Source organism: Aureliella helgolandensis, from assembly GCF_007752135.1.
Lineage (GTDB): Bacteria > Planctomycetota > Planctomycetia > Pirellulales > Pirellulaceae > Aureliella > Aureliella helgolandensis.
Map to the genome: position 1 here is coordinate 5,393,673 of NZ_CP036298.1, position 23,045 is coordinate 5,416,717.

The following is a 23,045-nucleotide window of genomic DNA, read 5'->3' on the forward strand; positions in this document are numbered from 1 at the left end:
GTAGCGATTGCGAAGCAAAACTTCACTTATTTTTCCCCACAATGCTGTAAGGATGGTTTATTGGCCCAAATGTGACACATCGTGGTTGGGACTGTGACTGGTTTTGCTACAAATCGTCCTCATAAAGAGTGAGGCGATACTAACTCGCTTTGAATTCTTCCAAATTTGGAGCCGTCAGATGAAACGCCGCACAACACGCTGCTTACGCGGTTTCGAACAACTGGAAAGCCGCCGAGTTCTCGCGGCAGCAATCTCTGTCATCGACGGATCGCTGTTTATTGAAGGTGACGCAGTAGGCGAGATCGCGATCGTCGACCTAGGTGACGGAACTTTGCAAGTCACCGAATCGGGTGCCGGGGCGGACGGCGGTGACTTGGTGCAAGTCTTAGTAGGTGTGGATGACGACATCGTCATTAACGTGGATACCAGCGACACGGATGCTAATGATATCGTCTCCATCGACTTGTCGGCCAATACGGTTGCCGTGGATTCAATCTTCGCGGCGCTGGGTGGCGGCGACAATTCAATCAGCCTCGACGGCGGCACCATCAGCGGAAGCCTTGTCGTCAAGGCCGCGGAAGGGAACGACAGCGTTTACGTGGCTGCCGACGCTACCATCGAACAGAACATCGAACTGTCGCTTGGAGACGGGGACAATACGATCGCCGTCGGCGGTGACATTGGCAACAACGTCGCCATCATCAATGGAGACGGCGACGACACTGTAGCATTTGGTGAGCAATCGGTCGTCTCAGGGGGTGTTCGAATCGGTCTGGGTGAAGGTCAGAATTCTGTAGAAATCGCCGCCGAAATCGCTAGGGACTTGAACCTGCAAGGCGGCGTCGATGACGACACCGTAAGCATCCTTGCCGAGGCTATTGTTGCAGGAAACGTATCCGTATCACTGGGCGACGGCGATAACACGCTAACCGTTGACGGAACGATCGAAGGCGAACTTTTGGAGACGCCCGACCTGCAGGCTCTCAGCGAAGGAGAAGCTGGTCGTCAAAAGCAGATAGATAGGCACATGGGACCGCCCCCTGCTATAGAAACAGGCAGTGATTCATTCCATGCTTTCCCCGCGATTGACAGTGACGAAGAGACCGACGACGAAGCGGACTCGGTTGAGAGCCTAGCCAGTGACGCGTTGGAACAAGCAGAACTCGCTGCCTTCGTCGGGGAAGGCGTTGTGGCCGCTGATCGAACAGAACCATCATCGCCGAGGGGGCAGCGCGGCCACGGCAGAACTGTTCAAACGTAATTTCGCCTTGCCTGCCTAAGAAACTCGCGTTTTACGCTTTACTTAGTTTTGTAGTGAAAACTAAGGCCCGACTACCTACGGTATGACGCATGAGATATAGCATGAGCCACACTGCATGATGACAAGGCGGCCGTGAAAGTGATCGACTTTGGAGTTGCCAAAGCAATGAACGACGACCTAATTTTAGAAAACTCGATGCCGTTTGACTCTCAACCAATCGTAGTTTCGCCCCAGCGACACGCCTTGGACCAGGCGATTCTGGATTTGCCGCCTCCAGGTCTTTTGGCGAACTTCAGGTGGCAGTTCAACGAATCGTCGCGCAAGTTGCTTCACCTGCGTCTGCTCATAGCGCTGACGTCAATGCTTTGCGTACTTTTGACGCTCAAGATTGTTGGCATGGTTTTTGCCGGCACAACATTTAACGAATTTCTCCTGCGGATGTCTACAGCCGTCGTGCTGGTTGGCGTAGGAGCAGTTCTCTATCAAACTCCCCAAGCCTCAATACGAAAATTACGAGTTCTAGAGTCCGTTGGCGCATTTGCCGTTGTCGTCGATGTTGTTTGGGTTCTGGTTGCTGAGACCCGAGGAGCAATCGCTACAGGGGGATTGGAATCGTTGCCAGCTACCTTCATAACGATCAGTTTTGCGGTCTCAATTTTCATCGCAATTTATGGCATGTTCATTCCAAGCGACTGGCGTCGAACTGCGATCATCACCTGCTCTTTTGCATTGATTCCCGCGATCACGGTGATTGTTCTACGACTGTTCAATCCGTCCTTACAACACCTTGAGGGGTTCCCTGGTTTCACAGCTCCGGTACTAACGATGGTGATGGCGATCGCCGCAACTCAAGCCACTCGCGTCGTGAATCAAATGCGTCTGGAAGTCGAAACGGCCAAGCTGTATGGGCAGTACCAATTGCTGGAAAAGATCGGCCAAGGAGGGAGGGGGACAGTTTACAAGGCCAAACATCGATTGCTGAAACGACCTGCGGCCATCAAACTGATTCGAAGCGAAATCGCTAGTGAATCAACGGCAATTGCTTCGTTTGAACATGAAGTCCAACTCTATGCTCAGTTAACTCACTGGAATTCCGTCCAAATCTATGACTATGGGCAAACTGACAATGGTGATTTCTACTATGTGATGGAATATCTCGAAGGCGAAACCTTACTCGAACGGATCCGTCGTCTTGGGAAACTGACGAACGAAGAAACCGTGAACTTCATTGGCCAGGTTTGTGATGGCTTGCAGGAAGCTCACTTGAAGGGCATGGTCCATCGCGATATCAAGCCTGAAAACATATTCCTGGCCAACAACATGGGGCAGCCAAACGTCGTAAAGATACTGGATTTTGGCTTGGCGGCGCTGAAGAGCGAAACCGACCGACTTCATATGGTTAGCGGCAGCCCCTCCTATATGTCCCCCGAACAAATCAATGCGAAAACACTCGACGAACGCAGCGACATCTACGCTCTTGGCTGTGTTATCTACGAGTGCCTATCAGGCCAATGTCTTTTCATTGGCGATTCGATCAACGATTTATTTGCTCAGCATCTACATCAGGAACCATCACTCGAAGGCCTGCCTGAATCCGCAAGAGCCTTTCGCGACATTATTTTCGAGTGTATTGAGAAGGACCCCAGAAGCCGTTTCATGAACGTGGCAACGTTGAAACAGATGCTACGAAGTTGCGTGTGACTCGATTATTTATGACGACCGTTCTGCTGTGGAGCGATTCGTTGAAGCTTCTTAGTTTGACATTCCGCCGTCGGCGCGGATGTGTTGTCCAGTAATCCACTTTCCATCGCTGCCCGCCAAAAAAGAGACAACGGATGCAATGTCCTCCGGCGTGCCCAAGCGACCGAATGCGGATAAGTCGACGAACTCTTGCTTTTTTGCCTCGTCGCTGTCGTCAAACATTCCAGGGCTGGTCGCGCCTGGCCGGACGCTATTGACCGTGATATTTCGCTTACCCACTTCGTTTGACAATGAGCTCAGCATAGCATCGACGGCGGCTTTAGTGGCTGAGTAGATTCCAGTGCCTTGGCGAGGTCGCTCGGCAAGTTGTGATGAGGTGAATATGATTCGGCCGTTGTCTCGGACCGTTCGTGCGGCCTCACGAAGAGTCAGAAATGCTCCTCGAACGTTGACAGCGATCAGTTTTTCAAAGTCTGCCAATTCGACATCAGCAATCGGCCCAAAACCGGATGTGCCCGCATTCGCGACTACGATGTCGACTCCGCCGAAACGCGAGACAACTTTGGCAAACAAGCTGGCGACGTCAGCTTCTTCAGCAACATTCGCACTCGCGATTATTGCCCTTCCTCCCGACGCTTGGATTTCGGCGCACACCCTGACGGCAGAGTCTTTATCAGTGCCATAGTGAACTGCCACATTGAAGCCGTCCGCCGCAAGTCTGCGGCAGATTCCATTGCCAATTCCGCCCGAACCGCCGGTCACGATCGCCGTCCTTTTTTCATTCATCGCTATGTCGTTTGCCCCCTAAAAGTTCTCGAGTCAGTCATCACATCAACCGTCCATCCATAGCCTGCTCACAGAACTCTCGGTTTACGCCACCTGTTGCGACGCGTTAGGCTGCACACGCGGTCTTCGGCATCCATCAACGGTATAAGTGTCGAATTCTCGTAACAACCAGAGTGTAATACATGCGGACAGCATTGGAATTGCGGCGAAGAACAACAAGTGTGGGTAGGTCCACGGGTCGATGTAAGCACTCCATGAACTGAAAGTGGAAATCGCGTGCAGACCGAGGATAATTCCGTACGACCATGTCCGAAATGCTCCCACCAGAAATACGAGCAGAATGACCATTTGCACGCCGCCAACGACATAGGCGAGTAGCTCACTCAGCTCAGAAATTCCGTAAAACTTTTTGAAAACCGCCGCCGCGTGTTCAGGGTTAATGAACTTGTCGATCGTCCACATCACAAAGACGCTGAAGATCCCCACTCGAATCAATAGCAGACTCCATGCCAGCCGAGTTCGAGCACGTTCATTCAGGGGTTGTTCTGGTTGTTGAAGATCTGACATATCAGTTCCTGTGTTGGTTTAGCATTGCTGGATTGCTGGATTGCCAACTGTGTGAACCATCGAGTTCCCTACCGAGTGGTGATTGCCTGGACAGCAGTGATTACATTCGATGGTTCCGCTCGAATTTTGTAATCTGCGTCCAGAAATGCGTAGACAATTTTTCCGGATTGATCGACCACGTAGGTCGCAGAGAGCGGCAACTCGAGTTGATCGTTACCGTTGAATTCTTTTAGCCTGCCACTAGCGCGATACATCGGAGCGATTGGCGCCGGCAATTCGAAAACAATTCCATACTTCTTGGCCAATTCGAGGTTTGCATCGTGCAGTGCGACGATGCTCAGGTCATTTGCCTCGGCCGTCTCTTTTGCTCTCTCGGGTAGTTCAGGCGTCAACACGACAAGCCTTGCACCTGTATTCTCGATTTTGTCGAGGTTCTGCTGCATCTTCCGAAGCTGGATGCTGCAATAGGGACACCAGCCGCCGCGATACCACATTAAGACAACAGGCCCTTCCTTCCAGAGTTCACTCAGGGTGATGGTATTGCCTTTCCAATCCTTCAGTTGGTTATCAACGGCCGTGTCGCCCACTTGCTTGGCTGACTTCTCAATGCCGGTAGCACGCACCAAGTCGATTCCTTTTTGGAATGCTGCGACTCGATCTGCCGAACCGAGTTTGGCGTTTTGGGCCGACTTGTCAGCGAGGAGTTGGGAGAGCGTTTTTGCGGTTTCTGATTCTTGTGACATCGCGGAGGTGATGAGAGAGTTCGAAGCGAAAAGGAACAGTAGGACGAGGTGGATGGTGCGATTCACGCTAATTCCGGGGCTAAATAGAGGGAGATGTTATTAGCTGGAAGATGAGGCCGACTACCGCAGGGGCAATGAGTCGTATACAGCGGATACCCCCATGAGCCCATTCTTATTGAGGACGTCCGCCAGCACGATTGCCTCTTATTCCGGGAAGTTCGCCGCGCTGCAACTGTCGTAGCTGATCTTTCGTCAGGATGCTTTGCAGTCGTTCATCAACCAACGTTTGCAGGGCAGCCAGTTGCTCGGTTTGGCTCTCGCTCAAGTTTAAGGACTCCTGAACAAACCAAGGTAGCACTTCGCCTGGCCTTGGTGGTCCGCCAGGGCCCAAGCCAGGTCCGCCCCTTCCGCTAGGTCTGGCCCATCCACCAGGACCGCCTTGACCTTGTGGTCCGGCCGCCATCTGACCACCGGTGCCACCTGGTCTGGGGCCGTGCCGAAAATCATTCGACGGGGTTCCGCGATAGTTACGCGGCACGACCGGCCATTGTTCTGTCATAAAGTATGCGTAAGTGCCCTCGGGAAACTCCGGTGTAAAACATTGACGTCCATTACATTCGTCCAAGTCACCGCTGCCGGCAACGAATTCATAATCGCGAACGAACGTGCCGTCGTACTTGCCGCCTGGCGCGTCGCCGCCGGGACGATTCCCCTCTTTGAGTTGATAGCTTGAGGTGAGTTTCTGTACGCGCGAAGACGCATCATCGGGTTTGCTGTAACCATAAACCGCGTATATCGGAAATCCGTCGGCAGCCCAACCAACCAATGGCGAATGCTTGCCCGATTCCACTCGGATGCTGTCGATCAACCCTGTCGGCAACCCGTGGTAGTGATACTTGCCAGTGGGTTGAACATGAGCGTGCGAGACGTCGATGCCAAGTGCAATCGCGCCGGACAATGGTTCGTACTGCCAGCCAGGTTCGCCGGCAAAGAACTCAGCAGCCCCTGGATCAAACGGCACTCCGTTGACCGCCACGCCAAACTCACCGTGCATCGGCGTGATCCTATCCGCAACCTCCGGCCTCGCCGGTACGCGGTACTCGTGTTTCTGTGCAGAGATTCGATTGGGATTGCCGCGATTCGGGAAAGTGCCCGTTTTGTGATTGGGGATCCCATTGGATCGAATCACCCGATCGTCTCCGATGACTTCGATGGTGACTTCATTTTTAATCTCTGGCGTGGACGTTGCCGGCAGGAGCTCCAACACACCCCTCTGTGTGACGCTATGCATCCGAGGCGGGGGTGGCAGTTGTGCGATCGCGAAAAGCGAAATGCCTGACACCACTGCGATAGTGCAGGTCGCCACAAGCGATTTCTTCTTCATCAGAGGATTCCTATGGGTAAACGGGCTGTTGATTTAATGGCGACTTGAATTCTAACGCGGAGGTAGCGTCCCGAATTGCCCTATAGCAGCAACCATCGACCCTTACGCTCGCAGCGGGTGACTCAACAGCCCGTAGGAGCCGGGCGAGTTCCGTTGACATTACATGCGTCGTGGCAGCCCTTACAGGGCCAAAAGATCGCTGAAGGGCTTTTTTCCGTATGTTTATTGCACTTGTGTGGCCCTTCTCACGTAGCGGCAACGCATGATCTCACACAACAGTTGCTTTTGTTAATGAAAAATTGAGGTCATCGTGACAGATAGCTGGTTTTCCTCCGAAAAACGACGTAAAACCCTCCAAGCGAGTAAATTCCGCCGTCTTCTGCGTGTGGAGTTGTTCGAGCAGCGGATGATGTTGCACGGGGATGCACTGGTCGGTCTCAACACGATGACCGACATGGATGAATTGTCCATGTCAGCAGACTTGTTCGCTGGTTCGACGAGCACATCTTCCGCAGCATTGAGTGCCGAAGGCGAAGCGATCGCCGAGGGCGAATCCGCTTGGACGCACGCCATAGTCGCCGATGACGCGGCGGCGTTCTTCGACGACAGCTTCGTTCATGAAGTTTCGATCACTTTTGAGAACACCGATTGGTATGACGTTCTGTTCGAGTCGCACGCCAACGACACTGCCGATCCGTACTTCGCCGCCGACGTGACTATCGATGGCGTCACGATGGAAAACGTAGGCGTTCGCTTCAAAGGTAATTCGTCATTCACCGGTACCGGTATCAAAAAGTCGCTAAAAATTGACTTCGACGAGTTTGATGAAACCAACGATAGCCTGACGTATCTCGGTTTGAAAAAACTCAACCTGAACAACAACTACAACGACCCGGCAATGCTGCGGGAAAAGTTGCTCTATGACTTTGCGTCGAACTTCGTCGAAGGTGCCAGCCGAGCAGTCCATACCAACGTCACGATCAATGGTGAATTGTATGGCCTCTATACCGCCGTCGAGCAGGTTGACAAAACCTATGTGCAAACGCGGTTTGGCAGTGACGAAGATGGCAATCTCTTCAAAGGCGCAACAGCGGATGAAGAAAATGGAGATCCCAATGCCGATTTTGGATCGGACTTGACATACTTGGGTGATGATCCAGTCGCCTACGAAACCAATTATCAACTCAAAACCAACGAGACGGTGAATGACTATTCCGACTTAGTTGAGTTCATCGACGTCCTCAATAACACGTCCGCCGCAGACTTGCCTGCGGCGATCGAACCGTTGTTGGATGTCGATGATTCGTTGGCATCGCTTGCGATTAACAATCTGTTTGCGAACCTCGATTCGTACAACGGATCGGCTCACAATTACTATTTGTATGACCGTGATGACACCGGGCAATTCACGCACATCCTGTGGGACGCGAATGAATCCTTCGGACGGTTTAGCCTATTCACCACGCCGGGCGAAGACCTGCAGGAACTCGATCCGTTCTGGCTGCCAGTTGCGACGACTGGTGGACCCGGCGGTGGTGGACCCGGCGGTGGTGGACCAGGCGGTGGTGGACCGGGCGGCACTGTAACTGAGGAGTCACGCCCCTTAATGGAAAACCTGTGGGCAGTCGACGAGTATAGCAAGGACTACCTGCGCGACTTGGCGGAAATGCTTCGCAATGGATTCGATATCACTTCGGCGACCGCTCGAATCAGCGAATTGGCCAATGTGATTCGCGTCGACGTGACGGCGGATCCCAACAAGCAGTACACAACGGCACAGTTTGAACAAAACCTGACTAGCGACATCACAAGTGGAATGGGAACGATCTACGGCTTGACTTCGTTCATTGAAACTCGTGCACTGTACCTCGACGCCGAGTTGGACACGTATGCTTCGGCGTCCGATCTGCGCCTCAACGAATTGATGACGGTCAACGTAGCGACGGTCCAAGACCAATCGGGCGATTTTGATCCGTGGGTCGAAGTCTACAACTTCGGTCCCGGTTTGGTAGATGTTTCGGGGTTGTACCTCACCGACGATGTTGCTGATCTGACGAAGTGGTCGATTCCATCGGAAAACCTCGATGACGGCGAGTTTCTAACGCTGTGGATCGACGGCGAAACCAGCGAAGGCACCAACCATGCAAGTTTCGCGCTCAGTGCAACTGGCGGCACGCTTCAATTGACCGACGGTGTCACAGTGATCGACACCGTTACCTACGCTGCGATGGCTGGTGATACTTCGTTGGCCCGTGTTCCCGATGGCGATGGCGACTTTGAGACGACCGACCAACCCACGTTTGGCGTTGAGAATCTGGCCAGCGTTGTCGTTGTCGATCCGGTCACACCCGTAGTGCTGTACATCAATGAATTCATGGCCGACAACGATTCCGTAGTAGAAGACCCCGACGAAGCGGGTGCGTTTGAGGACTGGGTTGAAATCTACAATCCCGGCACTGAAGCGATCGACTTGAGTGGAATGTCGATGACCGACGATTTGGCTGACCCGACTCAGTGGCAGTTCGCTTCCGGAACGATCATTGCCGCCGGCGGCTACTTGATTGTGTGGGCCGATGGCGACACCGATCAAGGGGACAACCATGCAACTTTCAAACTGTCCACCGGCGGAGAAGAAATCGGGTTGTACCACACCGACGGCACCACCCTGATCGACTCGGTCGTATTCGGTGCCCAAGTGACCGATATTTCGTCGGGACGTTTCCCCGACGGCAGCGACACGTTCGTTTCGATGACGACGCCGACCCCAGGTGCAACCAACGTCACGACCATTACGAACGTCGCGCCAACCGCCGACGCAGGTGGACCTTACAGCGGGCTGATCGATGGTACGATTGCGCTAACCGCAGCCGAATCAACTGACAGCGACGGTTCGATCGTCTCGTACGCTTGGGACCTGAACAATGACGGCCAATACGACGACGCCACCGGGGTGACCGCTTCGTTCACCTCAACCACCACGGGGGTATTCACCGTCGGCGTGCAAGTCACCGACGATGATGGAGCCACGGGCGCCAGCAGTGCAACTGTGACCGTTACATCCGTTGCCGTCACACCCGTGGTGCTGTACATCAATGAGTTCATGGCCGACAATGACACCACGATCGAAGATTCCGATGGGGTGGGGGAGTTTGACGACTGGATTGAACTTTACAACCCTGGCACAGAAGTCATCGACCTGGGCGGCATGTACCTGACCGACGATTTGGCCGACCCGACTCAGTGGCAGTTCACTTCCGGAACCATAATTGCCGCAGGCGGCTACTTGATCGTGTGGGCTGATGGCGACACCGACCAAGGTGACAATCATGCGACCTTCAAACTATCCACTGGCGGTGAAGCCATTGGTCTGTACAACACCGACGGCACCACCCTGATCGACTCGGTCGTATTCGACGCCCAAGTGACCGACATTTCGTCTGGACGTTTCCCCGACGGCAGCGACACGTTCGTTTCGATGACGACGCCAACGCCAGGTGCAACCAACGTCACGACCATCATGAACCTCGCGCCAACCGCGGACGCAGGTGGTCCCTACAGCGGACTGGTCGATGGCACGATCACGCTAACCGCAACCGGATCAACAGACAGCGATGGTACGATCGCCTCGTTCGCTTGGGACCTGGATAACGATGGTCAGTACGACGACGCCACTGGGGTAACGGCTTCGTTCACGTCAACCACAGCGGGGACTTTCACCGTCGGCGTGCAAGTCACCGACGATGACGGAGCCACGGGCGCCAGCAGTGCAACTGTGACCGTTACATCCGTTGCCGTCACCCCCGTGGTGCTGTACATCAATGAGTTCATGGCCGACAATGACACCACGATCGAAGATCCCGATGGGGCGGGGGAGTTTGACGACTGGATTGAACTTTACAACCCTGGCACAGAAATCATCGACCTGGGCGGCATGTACCTGACCGACGATTTGGCCGACCCGACTCAGTGGCAGTTCACTTCCGGAACCATAATTGCCGCAGGCGGCTACTTGATCGTGTGGGCCGATGGCGACACCGACCAAGGTGACAATCATGCGACCTTCAAACTATCCACTGGCGGTGAAGCCATTGGTCTGTACAACACCGACGGCACCACCCTGATCGACTCGGTCGTTTTCGACGCCCAAGTGACCGACATTTCGTCTGGACGTTTCCCCGACGGCAGCGACACGTTCGTTTCGATGACGACGCCAACGCCAGCTGCAACCAACGTCACGTCCATCACGAACCTCGCGCCAACCGCGGACGCAGGTGGCCCCTACAGCGGACTGGTCGATGGCACGATCACCCTAACCGCAACCGGATCAACGGACAGCGATGGTACGATCGCCTCGTTCGCTTGGGACCTGGATAACGATGATCAGTACGACGACGCCACTGGGGTAACGGCTTCGTTCACGTCAACCACAGCGGGGACTTTCACCGTTGGCGTGCAAGTCACCGACGACGACGGAGCGACCGGTGTTAGCGCAGCAACGATCATCGTCTCGACGTCACCGGCCACATCGGGTTTGGTCGTGTTTCAATCTGCTGGATCGACCTCGGTCAATGAGTACGGAACCAGCGATCTCGTCACGGTGTCTTTGGCCAGTCAACCGACAGCGAACGTCACCGTTGCTGTCTCCAGCAGCGACACCGGCGAGGTTTCCTTGAGTACAAGCTCGCTGACGTTTACTCCAGGCAACTGGGACGTTGCTCAAACGTTCACCGTCACAGGCGTGTCCGATGGAAATGTCGACGGTGATCAATCAGTTAAGGTGACGCTCACGGTATCGAGTCAAGACGCCGATTATGCAGCGATTGCGAATTCGGATATCCTCGTTACCAACCAGGACACAGACACCACGCCTGAGATTCCAGCTCGGATTTACACACCCAATGTTGTGGTTCGTCCTCACGTGATTACGGCCAGTAGTGTGCGAACCGCGATTCTGTTTGTTGCACACGCCAGCGGTACGATAACGATCACGCCCATTGGCACTGCGTCAGTGAGTGAAACCATCCGCTTGGTGGATGGTGATGTCCAACAAATCAGCGAATACGTAGACGGTATCGCCCAAGCCACGGTGAATGCTGGAGGTACGTACGCGATCATATTTGAAGCGCAAACCAGCGACCGGATTTACTCCGTTCGCTCGACTGCGGGAACCGACGCTTTCAGGCTGACAGCGACGACGAATTTCTTGCTCCCCACGGACACCAACGGGGACAGCCAAACCACACCACTCGATGCATTGCTTGTCATTAATCAACTCAACCAAGATTCGGTTGCAGAAGGCGAATTTGTAGCGAACGCATCACTATTGGATGTCAACGGAGACGGATGGATCTCCCCTATGGATGCGTTGCTCGTTATCAATGAATTGAATCGTCGCCAGGACGCCGAATCCGAAAGTATGGCCGAAGGAGAATCAGTGAGCGAAGACGCAATTGCTGCGTCCTTGCATTCGGACTTGTCGTCAAGTCCTGTCGATGGAACCATTGAATCAGAAACCATAATTTTGAATGAACCAGAGGCAGAGATGCTCGTTGCCAAGTTTGGCTCCACCACTCCCGACTCGGGTCACAATTTCATGGGAAATTTAGTGGACGATGCTGTCAACGACCTGTTTGGCGACGACGCAGATCGTAACGCAAAGGACACATTTTCCGACCTGCAACTTTTGGCTGACGATGTTTTCGATCTGAGTTGGGTGTGACCACAAGCGAAGGAGGACGGTCCCAACGCAACTCGTGTCGAGTTCCACGAACATGAGAAGAAGCTAAAATTCAGGTAACCGTTCGCGGTTGTCTGCGACTCAAACCTGAAGCAACGGTTGAGGCTGCCTGATGGGGAGGAAGGTGGTGAACGAACGGATGAAATGCTTCGCAGTGGTGAGCTTGCTTGGTATTACTCCTCGCCGTTGAGTTTGGCTGAGGGCGAGTATGGTGCAGCAGAGAAGGTTGTTGGCAGGAAAATGTTGGCAGGAAGATAGCCAGAGCAACCATCTTCCTGCCCCCCATCTTCATGTCAACACGTCCACCTGGATGCTTCGTAACCGTTCACCGTTGTCTGCGACTTAAATCTGAAGCATCTGTTGAAATTGTTAGTGGATAAGGAAGGTCGTGAACGGTTACGTCATTTGTTTGTAGATACTATTTCGCGATGGAACGTCAGCGTCATGCACGAACGAATTGCACAAAATCGTTGGAACCTGTGCTCTGCAATCAAAAACGAGTATGAACGCGGCGACAGAACCAGTCGCGAGTAGCCTCACAGAAAGCGAAAGAAGACGCCAGGCGTGCCCCAATTACACCTCGCCACGCATTAACAACGCAAAATTGCAAAACAAAGGAAAACGTTGCAAAGATAGGGTTCACGGCGTAAACTGCAACTGGTGAGCAAGGCCACGGATGCGTCATAGCCGCTACGCGCACGAGAATCTTCGGTCAGAAATCAAACATGAACCCAATCATCCTCCTGTTCATCGCAGTAGCTGCCTTGATGCTGGTAGTCTTAATAGCATTTTTCATGTTTTTTTTCAGACCTTGGCTGCAGTGCTTTCTGAGCGGCGCGCCAATTAGAGCGTTTGATGTTGTGGGGATGCGGCTGCGCCGGTCACCAGCGCAATTGATATGCGAACAGCGAATCCGCGCGAGCTACGTCGACACGCAGCTAACGGTGGCCGAATTGGAGAAGGCGCATCTGCAAGGAGTCGACATTGTCAGAGCGGTCGACGCACTCTGTCTCGCGAAGCAAACTGGTGTCGATGTCCGCTGGGAAGATTTGGTCGCGACCGATTTGGCGGTTCGATAATCCACCGTCTTCCGCTCACAAATTACAGACTACCACGTGGTCATATTGGCTCCTGCCCCCTTAAAGCGGCTCCGAGCTGATGAAATAGTAACGCGCTGCCTGAGCGAGGACAGATGGTTGCCGCTACAGGTCAATTTGGGACGCTACCTCCGCCTTAAAATTCAAATCGCTATTCAATGCACATCCCGTTGCGGCAAGGGCGTAGTTAGCGATTGTATACAAGATTTTGTAACCGGCCTTAAACGCACCTTAAATCGCACCACTAATTTTGCTCTTACCAATGCGACAGCGATAGGGCACCGGAATCTCAAGCGTCCGCATCTTCTGTTGCGTCGCCTTGATCTGCATCTCGACGGTCCAGCCAAAGCTGGTGTCTTTCATCTGCAGTCGATTGACTTTATCCAACCGAATCGCACGAAGGGGCCCGAGATCGGTATATTGCTCGCCCCAAATAGTTCGCATGAGGTAACGAGCGAGCTTATTGCCTAGCACACTCTGCAACGGCATCGCGCCAGGCTCGCGTTTACCGAGCAATCGCGAACCAAGTACGAAATCAGCTTCCCCACGGTGAAGAGGCATTACCAGTTCGGGTAGTATTTCAGGATGATCACTGTAGTCAGCATCCAAGAAGACGACGTACCGAATTGGCTGGCGAATGGCTACGTTGTCCGACGAGGATTCGCTAACGTGATCTGTCGGGACATACGTGGTGCATTCTGATGCTCGACGGTATCCGGCTAAGCTCAGACCAGACGGCAGTGGTTGCTCTCGGCATTGATTCTGAAGGCTGCAAGCATGTGCTCGACTTTGCGCTGGGCAGTAGTGAAAATGCCGTTGTATCCAATGAATTGCTGGCTCGCTTGGCCCGTCGCGGCTTTACTTGCTCGCTGCGCTTACTGGCTGTCCTGGATGGCAGCGACGTGCTTCGCAAAGCGGTCAAGGAGCACTTCCCCGACTCGGTCATCCAACGCTGCTTAGTTCACAAGGAACGCAACATCCGTGGCAAGCTATCGAAGCGTCATACGGGTGAACTCGCTCGACTGTTTAGACGACTCCGTAGCGTGCAGGGCTATACCGCCGCACAAGAGGTCGTCGACGAGCTAGAGGCATTCCTTGAGCCACTCAATGCCGAAGCGTGTAAGAGCCTTCATGAGGCCGGTGAGGACCTGCTAGCCCTACACCGACTCGAAGTGCCAAACACGCTCCATCGTTCACTGCTAAGCACCAACGCGATTGAGAACTCCTTCCTGAACACGCGTCGCCGCTTGGGGCGTGTAACACGATTCCGAGCTGACACGGATCAGGCGAGTCGCTGGCTGTCGTACGCACTGCTTGAGGCCGAAAAGGGGTTCCATCGAATCAGCGGCCACAAGCAACTACCTACGCTGATTGCCGCCCTAGCGAGAGAACACGAGTCTACACCAACAAAGCCGCCGTCGGGGCCCGTGCCGTCGCCTACGGCTCCGGCAACGGAACGGGCCCCATCACTTTAGTTCCACCACCTGTTTGATCCTTAAGACCTTTTCCAGTACCCTTTAGCCAGCGAGACCACTACCAGTTTTTACAACGCAGGGGACATCCCGCTTCCATAGATGGCTTAGAACAAGACTCCGAATGGCAGGCAGCGGCGTACGGGTTCTCTGACAAGCACGTTTCCAATCGCCCCATCGATGAACTCAAGCACCAGAATGGTCACGGAGTCAGGATGCGAATTGTAGTCGATGACGTTTCTGGATAGTCCAAGCAAAGAACTTGCTGAGCGAATTACCTAGCTGGTCACGCCCATCCGCACGGTCTCCCGCTGCATTGCTCTCGGCTACATGAATGCCAGAGGCGTAACTTTAAGCTTTTCCCGGCTACTGACTTCTATGTACCGCAGCTCGATATTACCGACTGACACCATACCCATGAATTGCCGGCTCAAACATGTGCTGAGTCTTTTGAACGCATGCTTGCGTTGAAACGAACAGAGCTGTGAATTTCACCTTACAGTTCACCCTCAGCAGCAACCGGACCGCACGAGAAATCAACGGAGTTTGGGGAGATGTCTGATGCTGCTTGCGAGGGAGCAAGCACTAGATGGTCTTACAATCTATTGAAAGTCCTTTCGTATTAGCTGCGGTGGACAGTCAAAGATGTCTTGCATCGGTGGCCACGGATTTAAATGTTTCGACAGACTCGACCAATAGCAATGTTGAGCTAAAGGGGTAGAAAATGTATGGCAACCTATCCGTCGTGGTAACGTCAACCTACATCCGCCACCGACTTGCTTCTACAATACCCCGTCGGGTAGCTGGCCGTTCAGCCCCCCTGTGCCAACCAAGTCACAGTGGCGTCATGCCGCCGCCCGACTGACTTCCGTTCAGATAGCAAGGTGTGCGCAAATGCTCAGCTGACTTCAATGCGTTACCACTACGCACCTAGATTTTGGATTAGCGGTCACAGGACCACCATTCCAACAACGACGTAGGCCAGTACGCATGCGGAAGAGGCATGGTGAAGTGCGGCTGTTGCGCTTCGACAACAATTGGCAGCAGCGACTGGCATAGAACTCCATTCGGCAAATGGCTGCGTCGGAAAAGCGTAGTCGACACGAAAAATGTACCGCAAGGTGCTATTCTATCCGGTACCTGCTTACCTACGACTCGTGTTGTTTCTGCGTCTAAGTAGTCAGCCCAGGGTTGCAGTTCACTATCAAGCTCAGAGGCGTATCTTAGCCCGGCAAGTGCGACCGCAACGCGTTCCAACTGGCTAGGTGGGGGCTCGACGCTATCGTCGAGCGAGAACACAAGTTCGCCTGCACGATCGTAAGTATAAGAATCGACCGATGGGGCGGGCAAGTAGAGTTCGTCATTGGCCTGTATCACATGCCCCCAGACAATCTTGCCTTTGCTGAAGAGTCGCCGAAGTGTTCGATTCTGAACCAATTTAGCTAACGCATCCCCCCAGCGTAACTTTGTTACCCATGGCGGATTCACTAAAAGCATCTGCTCGGTGGCTGCATCGAAGTATCGAGGAGACTCACCGAACGTAACTCGACACTCTTTTAGCCACCGATCCCATTGCCTCGTCGGGATTTCATCGAAGAATTGATCAATTATTCCGTTGTGCATCTTCATCCGCGATTATCAAGTCTTGTCGCAGCATTTTGTAGGTAAAGGACTGCCACTTATCCCAATTGCAGGTAATCGTCTCGTCGTCATTAACAGCGACAACGGTAACAAATTCCCAACGCCCCGCGTAGCAAGCTTGCAACTTCATCCCCACCCTCACTTTAGTATCGGCAGCAACCAAGGCGTGACCATTTGGAATAGGGATATCGATCTTGTAACGTTTCAGTGAGTACTGGGTCGACGGCGACTTTGCAGCGACCTCCGTCGCATTTTGGTTCGCTACGATTAAGTCTTCTCGCATCATCTTGTAGGTGTAAGTTGGGAAGCTGTCCCAATTGCAGGTAATCGTTCCATCATCATTCGTTGCGACGACCGTAACTGTCGACCACTTACGTGCATAGCAAGCTTTTAGCTTGGTTCCAACTTCAATCACAGTTTCAGGGCCAACGATGCTGTAGTCAGTTGGAACGGGAATATTGATTGCATATCGTTTGAGCGAATACTCCTTTGGTTTTGACTCGGCCTTAGGCCGCCCAAGATTCGCCGCAGCCTCGCGCCGAGACATGCTTGGGCGCTCGGCCGGCTTTGCTACCGTTTCAGGTAAGTGAGGGACAGCGGTCGCTGTTTCTTCTACGCTAGTCGGCTGCTCCGCTTGATACGCTTCGAGCGTCTGCTGAATGGCGATTAAAGCTTGTCGTTCGTTATTCCCCGCGCCCTGTTTGACCACGTCGCCATTCTTTTGCGTGAAGACCAAGTAAGTCTTGATCCGGCCTACAACGTTGGTTTCCTCGCGTAGCTCAACCGAAGCTAAGCCAGCGAAAGGGATCACCAGCTCTTTGCCGCCAGTTTGAGAATAGGTGGATGCCATTTCAACGCGGTCCGGCCAGACTGTGACATGCAGCTTGTTGGGAAAAAGTAACGATATCGCAGCAAGAAATAATCCGATGAAACCCATCATTCCACCGAACAGCCCCAATCCCACGCGCTGAGCAACTGAAAGTTTTTCGCCCGGCTTGGCTCTCCGATTCTTGGGCTTTCGGTCAGGCAGGATGCTTCCAGCAATTGCCACAATCCCTAGACCGATTAATCCGAGCCCCAGCAGGGTGCGAATGATCGTTCCAACCGCTGAAGTTTGAAAGACTTTGGCATCGCCCTCGATTATGCGCATCTCGGTACAGCCCGAACATGCAAGAACCGCAACGGTGAGAGACCAGAAAAGAATTCCACGCATAATCCGAACCTGTGAACTCATTTGCGAAGGCTAGAAGCCGCATTCCGACCATGTTTCTTGGGCAAAGAACAAACCGGTTATGCTGCTAATTTTCCGAAGTTGGGGCAGTCTATCAGATGCCAACGAGGAAATGCAACCGCTTCAAAGGGACTTGAATTACAGAGTGGAAGAGATGCTACGCTGGGCTCAGTTGTTTCGACTCCCGCATAGGCCGAGACGTCGTCCCCTTACTCACTTAAACCGTTCCGCTAACCATCAATCTGCCAGCGAATGGTAATTGAGCCGCACGCTCTCATCTAGAAGTCCTTGCTTGGCACTCATCTTCGAGCTCTGCAACAACTTTGGCATCACCAATCATTTCGTTGCGGGAAGAGCGGAAAGATAGGTCAGCTGGCAGATAACGTACTGATATTCCGCCCCACGACGCCCTTGCAAGTCTCATCTTCAGCCGCAAAAGGCCTTGCAAATCGGAATGCCGCTGCTCGGTCTTCGCTGGCGCAAATCAGTATTCGTCGTTGGTACACCCAAAAACACGGGTTTGTAAAGGTGCAACTGCTCGAAATCCGTTTCTCTACGACTATGGAGTCACCAAGCTCAAGAGCAGCAACCGTTTCAACACGTTACACAGCTGAAGTTGCAGCATCTTGGGGTCTGTTCTCGACGTCCAACATATCGCGACCGGTGCAGACGAAAGCTGCTTTGGATTGCCAAGAGAGTTGTTGCTGGGGAGGCAGTGGTCCTGTATTGAGACCTCAAATTGAGGTACGATCGGATTTAGGCGCAGGTGGCCGAACAGTCCGACCACGCATTGCATTGGATTGGATTTTCGATGGCTCGTTAAGCTTGCGACATGGAACCAGACAATAACATCCTTTAGTGCCAGCTTTCGGTCGGAAACTAGTGAGACTCCAGACATGAAGAACGCAAAAAGTCACGACGAGAAAATTGCGGAATTGACATTCGCTGCCGTATACCCACACTACGTTACCAAAGTTGAAAGGAAAGGCCGCACTTCAGAGGAACTGCATCAAGTAATCACCTGGTTGACAGGGTTTGACGAACAAAAAATGCAAAGCCTTATTCAAGAGGCGGCTACTTTCGAACAGTTCTTCAAGGACGCAACGATTAACCCTAATGCGCATCTCATCACGGGTGTAATCTGCGGTTATCGAGTGGAATTGATTGAGACACCACTTACGCAGCAAGTCCGATATTTGGACAAGCTAGTTGATGAGCTGGCGAAAGGACGCAAGATGGAAAAGATCTTACGCGCCGAGTAGATTGAGTTCGAGCAATTTGCTGAAATGGGTTGCCGCCTGATTTTCAAAAAACAAGCGAGGCTGGTTGGCAATCGGGGCCGGATCCGAGGAGTGAGGCCAACAATACGAATTGGCTGATCGAAGTCTTCTTCAATGGTGAGCGTCCGCATTGCCTCCATCATCTCTAGACGCTTTGTTGGCTGAATCGCAAAGATCACATCAGGTTCAACGATATGGCTGTGTCATCACTGACTTCCGACGTTTACGGCAAGCCAGTGTTGCGTTTTATGGACGAGCTCCAAGGACGATTGCCGAATGAACCAGAGGCAGCGGTGCCGAAGTCTTCCGGGCTTTGTACCCGACCGTCCGACATGCTCCAGTGCCTTGACTGACTCGTCTAGGAATGCCTCACATGGGTTGGACTTCGGCTATCTCCTCTTCCGCCTCTTCGCAAAAAATCAGCTGAATCTGCCCAGCTGAAGGCTGAATGCCTGAAGTTGAACAGCCGTGCCGACGCAGGCTTGCTTAAAGTCAGCGAACGCCTTCACGGCAATGCTCGGCTATTCATTACCAAATGATAGGAGTCTCTAGTACTCGGCAACTAGTACTCGATCTACTGGTTTGCCATGCGGGGTGTCCCCAAGCAGTTTCGCTTTTGTCACCTACGATACTGAAGTCGCCGGTTGCGGCAGAGCAGGGGGGCCCATTTCGATCCCCCGCAAAATCTCCCCCCGGAGCGCTCGTATTCCGAAATGCAACCATGGCTAAACGCCACTTTGCTCCTTGATTCGATCTAGCTTGCCCGCAATCTTGCGTGCAGTGCAGTGCACTGCCGACGCATCAAGTAAGAAAATTGCTGTTGAAACATTTCGGACTAGTTTGCCCTGCGACCACAGGCCATCTCAATACGATCCTTCCCCTAGGAAAAGAGCTTCGAAACCGTAGGCACCAGGTCACGCTGTATGGAAAACTCGATGCCGAGAAAGCGGTAGCGGATGCGGAGCTCGGGTACGTCGCAATCGGGGAAATCGAATTTCCGGTTGGAAGTATGACGACTGTGTTGAAGAATCTCGGTCAACTTCAGGGGCGTGCGGCATTGGCTTACACGGTCCAATTGTTCAACGAAAATGCCAGTGTCTTTTTGCGAGATGGTCCCGAGGTTTTGCGTCGAACGGGCGTCGATGGTTTGATCGTTGACCAAGCGACTCCCGAAGCCGGTTCGGTGGCTGATTATCTCGGAATCCCGTTCGTGAACCTATGTAGCGCTGTCCTACTCAACCGTGACGATCTCGTTCCATCACCCTTTACTTCCTGGAAGTACAACCCGTCGCTCTTCGGGCTGTCCAAATAGTAACCCGCTACGTGAGCAAGGAAAGATCGTTGCCGCTACAAGGCAGTTTGGGACGCAACCTCCGCGTTAAAATTCAAATTGCTATTAAATCAACAGCCCGTCTTGGGGCGGGTACGGAATCGAATCGGCTACGGAGTCTCAGGTCGACTATTAAGGCCAGTCATGCGCACGATTGACGATCATCGCAAACGGTGGAAACTGCCGGTGCATGGTGCCGCGAACGATCGGTTTCTCATCTCAAGCTCGCCGATACACCGAATCACTTCCACTCAGCCACTCCTTCCCCGCCCTCAATACTCGTTCCTGCGCCAGCGTTCCATCGTCAATGCAAGAATTCTCAAGGGCACTTTGTTTCCCCCGCGTCAAGCTCTGCGGAATGCAATTTCGCAGCGTTCTTTCGCTCTTTATCAAATATCGTAAGTGTCATGCTGGGGGTCCCCCTTTGGGCGGGCTTGGCGCTGCGTGTCCCCTTCTTTTCTGGCTGATGCTCGGTAATTGGCAAATGCAAAACAAGGAAATTCCCAAAATATCTGTCCAGCCTGTCGATAGTGGACGATCTCGCTCGACTAACAGCCAGCAACTACGGTTCAAATGGTCCGAGTCTCAGCTCACTAGCCTACGCAATACAAGTGAAGGAATAGCCCAATGTCCAAAATGATCTTCGTCAATCTTCCAGTGTCTAATCTTAAAACCTCCATGGCCTTCTATGAGGCACTTGGTTTTCAGAACAATCCGCAGTTCACGGATGAAACGGCGGCGTGTATGGTTTGGAGCGAAGCGATTCATGTGATGTTACTCACTCACGACAAATGGCGAACCTTCACCGGTCGCCCCATTCCACCCATCACATCGAGTGAAGTAATGTTGTGCCTATCGTGCGATAGTCGCGAGGCCGTCGAAAGCTTGAATGAGGTCGCGGGAAAGAGTGGTGGCACCGCCGACATCAATCCGCAGCAGGATTATGGGTTCATGTACAATCGCAACCTGGCCGATCCTGATGGACACGTTTGGGAAATGATGTGGATGGACATGTCGGCTATGCCCGCTGAGTAAGCGACTTACTGCGAGCATTGCATCAGCGTCTCGAATGTTCTTAACGACGTGCTCTAGCAAATGTCGTTTGCGGCTCTTGCTAGACAAGTTCTTTCGCCATTTGGGGCCAATGGCCTTTCATCACTCATGGGGCAGGTTTGGGGAGCGCGCCAGTCGTATCTGAAGCATGCGAAGGCTGCAAAGACTAGTCATGCCCGAATATTTTCCCCTGCGATTGTTTCTGTTAGGACACGGAAATGGTTGACATCCATCCCGATGAGTGTGGTGACTGTGAAGTTTATATTCCTGAGTGTCCCGTCGAAGCGATTTTCTAGGAAGATAAGGTGCCGGAGCCGGGGCTGCATTATATTGGAACCAATGCCAAGCGTTCGAAGGCATGCCCCTCAGGACAACTCAAATAGGAAGCCCCCACCGATTGAATAGTACCCGACTCCTTTACTTCGTTGCGGCAATGCCAGTCGTGCTTGCAGGCCTAGCTTCACGCAAGTATCGAGGGCACCTGCCGCCGTTCCTGGCCGAGTATGCCGGTGACACGCTGTGGGCATTGATGCTGTACTTGTTGATAAGTACGTTGTTAGCCAGAAGCCCAATTCGAATACGGGTGTCGATCTCGCTGGCTCTCGCTTTCTCGGTGGAAACCAGCCAGCTCTACCACGCACCTTGGCTCGACTCGATTCGCCAGACCACGCTGGGTGGCCTAGTGCTGGGCTTCGGATTTCTCTGGTCCGATCTCGTCTGCTACTCCATCGGCATCGCGCTCGGAGCCGTCACAGAATGGGGGATCGTCCGCGTTACGGGCCCCAAATTGGAGAATTTATCGAGCGATTAAGATTCGCAACCAACGTGTGAAATCAACCCCACCTCGGGAAACGGAGAGCTGAGGATCCGGAGAACACGGCTCGCGTTTCTGTCGTGGCCCGCAAGCTCTCTTTCCTTGCCGAAATCTCTTTTCATGCCGAAATAATTGAGACGGCGTGCCACACAGAAAAGCTCCTCAATATTGCGTAGAAACGAAAAACGCAGGGCGTCCATCTCGCGTGATCCTGCGTCAACTCTCCGGTACTCTTTCGGCAGAAAAACCAAGGGCTCCCGTACTGCCTCCTCTTCCTATCCATTCTTTCATTTGGAAATTGCGCAATCACGATGAATACAAGTGAAATGCCTACCTTTTCAGTGTCGCTCCGGTAAAACTCATGTTGTGGAATGTACTGCAAAGAGTGAGCCGTCTATTGCACTCGATGTCTCGAAATTTGAGGACAATTTCATCCCGTAGATTGTCCGATTCAATTTGCAGATCGTTACCGCTTTCCGATCGTTACCGCGGTTGATAGCAGAATCGCCCCACGCATGCCATCGTTCATGCAGGCACGTAAGGAAGCTAGGTTCATCAACCTGAAATGTCCCCCCAACACCGTTCGGATTTTGCAACGCGTGTATTGTAGCCGCTGTTAGAGGGGATATAGCGCTGCATGCTGATCGAGTCATGTTACTGGAGGCAGCATACTGAAATTCAGCGAAGCGGGTTGCCTGAATCTTCCTCGTCACGGCGGTCCAGGCGGGAATAATTGCGACGATTGCAAGCCCTGATACGGCGAAGAATGCTACCGCGTGCCGGAAACGTACCAGCGGTGCAGCAAGTGTAACGACGACGAGAATCGCCAAGATTGCGGCAAGGACAGTTTTGACAGGTAGAACGACTGGTAAGAACATAGAGGTTTAAAAAGCAGATCAGCCGCCATCACTTGGCACCGGAAAATGATTGGTTAGCAAAGTGCTGACC

General features: G+C 53.0%; 15 protein-coding genes and 1 pseudogene. 9 read left to right on the forward strand and 7 right to left on the reverse strand.

Annotated features, from left to right (window positions below; all coding sequences use genetic code 11):
• Window positions 1-178: 178 nt before the first annotated feature.
• Together Q31a_RS18725 and Q31a_RS18730 are read left to right on the forward strand one after the other, a co-directional pair.
• Window positions 179-1,261 (forward strand): autotransporter outer membrane beta-barrel domain-containing protein, encoded by a 1,083-nt coding sequence (locus tag Q31a_RS18725; RefSeq protein ID WP_145081299.1) that lies wholly within the window; start codon window positions 179-181, stop codon window positions 1,259-1,261.
• Between the two features lie 165 nt (window positions 1,262-1,426).
• Window positions 1,427-2,962, forward strand: a complete 1,536-nt coding sequence (locus Q31a_RS18730; protein WP_145081302.1) for a serine/threonine protein kinase — start codon at window positions 1,427-1,429, stop codon at window positions 2,960-2,962.
• Between the two features lie 51 nt (window positions 2,963-3,013).
• On the opposite strand, the gene Q31a_RS18735 is transcribed toward Q31a_RS18730, so the two are convergent.
• From Q31a_RS18735 to Q31a_RS18750, 4 genes are all read right to left on the reverse strand, one after another.
• A complete protein-coding gene (locus Q31a_RS18735) occupies window positions 3,014-3,748 on the reverse strand; it encodes an SDR family oxidoreductase (protein ID WP_145081305.1) in 735 nt (244 codons plus the stop codon).
• Window positions 3,749-3,832: 84 nt separating this feature from the next.
• On the reverse strand, window positions 3,833-4,315 hold the full coding sequence (locus tag Q31a_RS18740; RefSeq protein ID WP_145081308.1) for a MauE/DoxX family redox-associated membrane protein: 483 nt from the start codon (window positions 4,313-4,315) through the stop codon (window positions 3,833-3,835).
• Between the two features lie 68 nt (window positions 4,316-4,383).
• Window positions 4,384-5,124: a peroxiredoxin-like family protein gene (locus tag Q31a_RS18745; protein ID WP_231690831.1), complete on the reverse strand. Its 741-nt coding sequence runs from the start codon at window positions 5,122-5,124 to the stop codon at window positions 4,384-4,386.
• 106 nt (window positions 5,125-5,230) lie between these two features.
• Complete coding sequence (locus Q31a_RS18750) at window positions 5,231-6,442, reverse strand: YHYH protein (RefSeq protein WP_145081314.1); 1,212 nt, start codon at window positions 6,440-6,442, stop codon at window positions 5,231-5,233.
• A 310-nt stretch (window positions 6,443-6,752) separates the two neighbouring features.
• On the opposite strand from Q31a_RS18750, the gene Q31a_RS18755 reads away from it, so the two are divergent.
• Together Q31a_RS18755 and Q31a_RS18760 are read left to right on the forward strand one after the other, a co-directional pair.
• Entirely contained in the window at window positions 6,753-12,161 is a 5,409-nt protein-coding gene (locus Q31a_RS18755; protein ID WP_145081317.1) for a lamin tail domain-containing protein, read from the forward strand.
• A gap of 743 nt (window positions 12,162-12,904) precedes the next feature.
• A complete protein-coding gene (locus Q31a_RS18760) occupies window positions 12,905-13,258 on the forward strand; it encodes a flotillin-like FloA family protein (RefSeq protein ID WP_145081320.1) in 354 nt (117 codons plus the stop codon).
• Between the two features lie 249 nt (window positions 13,259-13,507).
• Here the strand turns inward: Q31a_RS18760 and Q31a_RS18765 are convergent, their stop codons facing one another.
• Window positions 13,508-13,885, reverse strand: coding sequence for a glycosyltransferase family protein (locus Q31a_RS18765; RefSeq protein WP_261342675.1), 378 nt, complete (start codon window positions 13,883-13,885; stop codon window positions 13,508-13,510).
• Window positions 13,886-13,944: 59 nt separating this feature from the next.
• On the opposite strand from Q31a_RS18765, the pseudogene Q31a_RS18770 reads away from it, so the two are divergent.
• Window positions 13,945-14,751, forward strand: a pseudogene (locus Q31a_RS18770) (IS256 family transposase); the annotation flags it as partial.
• 939 nt (window positions 14,752-15,690) lie between these two features.
• Here Q31a_RS18770 and Q31a_RS18775 read toward each other — a convergent pair.
• Window positions 15,691-16,371: a hypothetical protein gene (locus Q31a_RS18775; RefSeq protein ID WP_145081327.1), complete on the reverse strand. Its 681-nt coding sequence runs from the start codon at window positions 16,369-16,371 to the stop codon at window positions 15,691-15,693.
• Entirely contained in the window at window positions 16,352-17,539 is a 1,188-nt protein-coding gene (locus tag Q31a_RS18780) for a hypothetical protein (protein ID WP_197355394.1), read from the reverse strand. Before Q31a_RS18780 ends, Q31a_RS18775 begins: the two co-directional genes overlap by 20 nt.
• A 977-nt stretch (window positions 17,540-18,516) precedes the next feature.
• Between Q31a_RS18780 and Q31a_RS18785 the strand changes: the two genes are divergently transcribed.
• From Q31a_RS18785 to Q31a_RS18805, 4 genes are all read left to right on the forward strand, one after another.
• The gene (locus tag Q31a_RS18785; RefSeq protein WP_145081333.1) at window positions 18,517-18,882 is read left to right on the forward strand and encodes a DUF2200 domain-containing protein; all 366 of its coding nucleotides are present in this window, start codon (window positions 18,517-18,519) and stop codon (window positions 18,880-18,882) included.
• Window positions 18,883-19,720: 838 nt separating this feature from the next.
• Entirely contained in the window at window positions 19,721-20,212 is a 492-nt protein-coding gene (locus tag Q31a_RS18790) for a glycosyltransferase family protein (RefSeq protein ID WP_145081336.1), read from the forward strand.
• Window positions 20,213-20,857: 645 nt separating this feature from the next.
• Window positions 20,858-21,265: a VOC family protein gene (locus Q31a_RS18795; RefSeq protein WP_145081339.1), complete on the forward strand. Its 408-nt coding sequence runs from the start codon at window positions 20,858-20,860 to the stop codon at window positions 21,263-21,265.
• 415 nt (window positions 21,266-21,680) lie between these two features.
• Complete coding sequence (locus Q31a_RS18805) at window positions 21,681-22,094, forward strand: ribosomal maturation YjgA family protein (RefSeq protein WP_145081342.1); 414 nt, start codon at window positions 21,681-21,683, stop codon at window positions 22,092-22,094.
• Window positions 22,095-23,045: the final 951 nt, after the last annotated feature.